This is a genomic window from Myxococcus sp. AB025B, from assembly GCF_006518215.1.
GTDB classification, from domain to species: domain Bacteria; phylum Myxococcota; class Myxococcia; order Myxococcales; family Myxococcaceae; genus Myxococcus; species Myxococcus fulvus.
In genome coordinates, this window is record NZ_SRLW01000522.1 from 1 (window position 1) to 3,507 (window position 3,507).

Annotated in this window: 3 protein-coding genes; 1 reads left to right on the top strand and 2 read right to left on the bottom strand. The window is 72.4% G+C overall.

Annotated elements, in window-relative coordinates:
• Together FL311_RS46040 and FL311_RS41970 are read right to left on the bottom strand one after the other, a co-directional pair.
• On the bottom strand, positions 1-597 hold a 597-nt coding region (locus tag FL311_RS46040), incomplete at its 3' end, for a zf-TFIIB domain-containing protein (protein WP_194869617.1).
• A 57-nt stretch (positions 598-654) separates the two neighbouring features.
• Positions 655-2,076: a galactose oxidase-like domain-containing protein gene (locus FL311_RS41970; protein ID WP_141333216.1), complete on the bottom strand. Its 1,422-nt coding sequence runs from the start codon at positions 2,074-2,076 to the stop codon at positions 655-657.
• A 199-nt stretch (positions 2,077-2,275) separates the two neighbouring features.
• Here FL311_RS41970 and FL311_RS41975 point away from each other — a divergent pair.
• On the top strand, positions 2,276-3,507 hold a 1,232-nt coding region (locus FL311_RS41975), incomplete at its 3' end, for an ELWxxDGT repeat protein (RefSeq protein WP_141333217.1).

The window sequence follows — 3,507 nt, forward strand, 5'->3', positions numbered from 1 at the left end:
CCCCTCGGCGGCGCTGCCCGCCAGGTCCACCGCCCCCACCGCCAGCTCCACCACGTCCACCGCTTCGGCCGCCTGCTCCATCGTGGACTGAAGGACTTCCGTTACCCGGGTGCGGGTCGGGGTGTCGCCCGCCACCTGGGAGAGCGCGACGGCCGCGGCCGCCGTGGTGCCCGCCGCCGTCAGCCCCACCACCAGCGGCCGCTTCCAGCGGCGGTGCCAGTCCATCAGCTGCTTCAGCTCGTTCGCGTCCAGCCACAGCCCGTGGCAGCGCGAGCACACATCCACCGCGCAGACCTCCGTGCGCACCTGGGACAGCGTCTCGTCGCAGGACGGACAGCGCGCGACGGGTGAGCCACACAGGCCACATTCTTCGCGCGTGGCCGGAACATGGTGCCGCGCGTGGCGGCAGCGCCGGGTCGCGGAGGACAGCGCGGCCTGGAGTGCCTCCGTCCTCCAGCCCGGCGCCAGCCGCTCCAGCTCGCCCGCGTCCAGCCAGTGTCCCTGGCAGCGCGCGCAGGTGTCCACGGGGACACCGCGCAGGTCGATGACGCGCAGCGGGGGCGCGGGGGGCGGGCAGACGGGGCAGGAGCGTTCCATGACCCGGGCATCCTTCCATGAATCCGCCGGGGCCCGCAGGGCGTGTCGACGCGGGGCTCACGGGGGCGGGATGCGCAGCCTGCGGCCGTGCGAGGGCACGCCCGCGTCGTTCACGATGAAGAGCTGGTAGTAGCCCGGCGGCGCGAGGTTGCGGTTGGGGGGCGCGGTGACGGTGAGGGCGCCGGAGGTCCGGGTGAAGGCCAGGGTGAGCAGCCGCTGGTTCATGTCGAAGGTGTGCGTGGTGGAGTTGAGCGCGATGAGCGACACGCGGGTGATGCGGGCCGCGTCGGGCGTCGTGATGGAGAAGGTGGCGCCGGGCTGGGACGTGGTGGGCGCGGCGGTGATGACGGGGCGCGCGCCCTTGAAGAGGTAGGGCGGGGAGAAGACCTCCGCGGTGCGCTCGTTCGCGCCGCCGGCCGACAGCACGCGCCCGTCCGGCAGGAGCGCCGCGGTGGAGTGATAGCCGCGGTAGCGCACCTGGCTGGCCAGCGAGGTCCAGGTGTTGGTGGCGGGGTTGTAGAGCTCCGCGTGGCGGACGGGCGAGGCCGCGTCGTCGAAGCCGCTGCCGCTGCTGCCGCCGACGATGAGCACGGTGCCGTCCGGCAGCAGCACCGCGTTGTGCTGGCGCCGGCGGATGCTCATGGGCGCCACGTACCGCCAGCTCGGCGCCGCCACGGTGAGGTCTATCTGCTCCACGGTGGCGGTGGGCGGCTCGCCTCCGCCGAAGAGCGTCACCTTGCCGTCGATGAGCACCGCGGGCCCATAGCTGCGTCCGCCGAAGTTGCTCAGGGGGCCGGTGGTCCAGGCGCCGTTGCCATTGGGGTTCAGCCAGAGCGAGCCGCGCAGCGAGCCCGCGTAGAAGAGCTGGCCGTTGGGCGCCAGGAACATCTTCGGATAGAAGGGCAGGTTGCGCCGGGCGCTCGTCAGCGTGCGCCACGTGTTGGTGCCCGCGATGAAGCGCTGGGGAATCTCGTTGATGTCGCCCGCTCCGGCGATTTCTCCGGAGATGACCACCACGTCGCCGTTGGAGAGCGTGGTGTTGGTGGGGTACCAGCGCCCGGCGTTCATGTCCGGCAGCCGGGTCCAGGTGTTGGTGTTGAAGTCGAACGCGCTGGTGTCGGGCAGGCCCACGTGGCTGGCGATGTGGCCGCCCGTCACCAGCAGCTTGCCGTTGGACAGGAAGCTGTGGCCGCTGCAGAAGATGTTGTAGCCCGCGTACGGGTACGTGGTGAGCGCCCCGGTGGACGGGTCCCAGCGGCGGGGCGGCAGCGCGCCCTCCGCGAACTCGCCGAAGAAGAGCACCTTGCCGTCCGGCATCAGCGACAGATGCGTGGCGGAGATGGGCCAGGTCAGCACGCTGGACCAGCGCCCCACCAGCGACGGCACCTGTGCCCTGGCCGAGGTGGCGCCCAGCACCACGAGGCCCAGCAGGTGGACGGCGAGGACCGCGCACCGACGAGGCAGGGGAGGGTGGCGCATTTGCGGGCTCCAGGCGGGGGCGGGCGGACGAGGGGCCAGAACCTAGGGACGTCGCGCGCGGGCGCGAGCTGTTCGCCCGTCGCAAGTCACTGATGGCTGGGTGACGGGCCGTGCCACCGGAGGACCGTTGTCCGCGGGGGGCGCGAGGTGGCTTGGTCCTCTGTCTGGCTCGAGTCGTGTCGACGAAGGAGATGTCCCGATGAGGTGCCGTTGGCTGCTGTGGGTGGGTCTGCTCGTGGGGTGTGCCCCGGCCTCGGGAGCGCCGGAGCCGGTGGAGGCGGCGGCTTCGCCCTTGTTGGAGTCCTGGGAGTACTGCTCGCGCACGGCGGTGTCGCTGGGGGTCACGCTGGTGGAGGACAGGCCCTACACCCCGCCGATGGCGCCGAGCGCGGGCGGCATGGTGTTCAGCGCGGAGGACGCGGAGCGCGGCCGCGAGCCCTGGGTGAGCTCGGGCGCGCCGGGCGCGGGGACACGGCTGTTGAAGGACGTGTTCCCGGGGGTGGGCGGCTCGGAGCCGGCCTGGTTCACGCGGGTGGGCGCGAAGGTGTTCTTCGCCGCGAACGACCCGGCGGCGGGGCGGGAGCTGTTCGTCTCGGATGGGACGCCGGAGGGCACCGTCCGGGTGAAGGACATCTGGCCCGGCGAGGTGGGCTCGTTCCCGAACGCGCTCTTCGAGTACCAGGGGCAGTTGTACTTCACGGCGGGAGACCCGGCGCATGGGCGGGAGCTGTGGCGCAGCGACGGCACCGCGGCGGGCACGGTGCTGGTGGAGGACCTGGAGCCGGGGGTGGAGGACTCCTCGCCGGACCAGCTCACCCGGGGTGGGGACGGCGCGCTGTACTTCGTCATCTCGTCCCGGGGGCTGTTCACGCGGCTGATGCGGCTGGGCGTGGGGCCGAACGCCGTCGAGGTGTTGCGTGTGCCCAGTGACCTGGGCTTCCAGTTCCCGTTGGTGCCCGTGGGCCGCAAGCTGTTCTTCGTCAGGAGCCAGCAGCACCACGGCGCGGTGGGGCTGATGGTGTCGGATGCGGGAAGGGCGCCGGTGATGCTGGGCACCTTCGCGCGCGTGGGGGAGCTGGCGGCGGTGGGAGAGCGGCTGGTGTTCAGCGCCGCGGCGCACATGGAGGACGAGAACCTGGAGCTGTGGCGCAGCGACGGCACGGCGGCGGGCACGGTGCTGGTGGAGGACGTGCGCGCGGGCAACGTCGGCTCCAACCCCCGGAACTTCGCGGTGCTCGCGGACACGCTCTTCTTCGCCGCAGACGACGGCACCCATGGTGTGGAGCTCTGGGACAGCGACGGCACGGCCGCGCGCACGCGCATCTTCGGGGACCTGGAGCTGGGGCCGGGCGGCTCGTTTCCGCAGGCGCTGACGGTGGTGGAGGACCACCTGTTCTTCAGCGCGGACATCCGGGGGCGGGGCCAGGACTG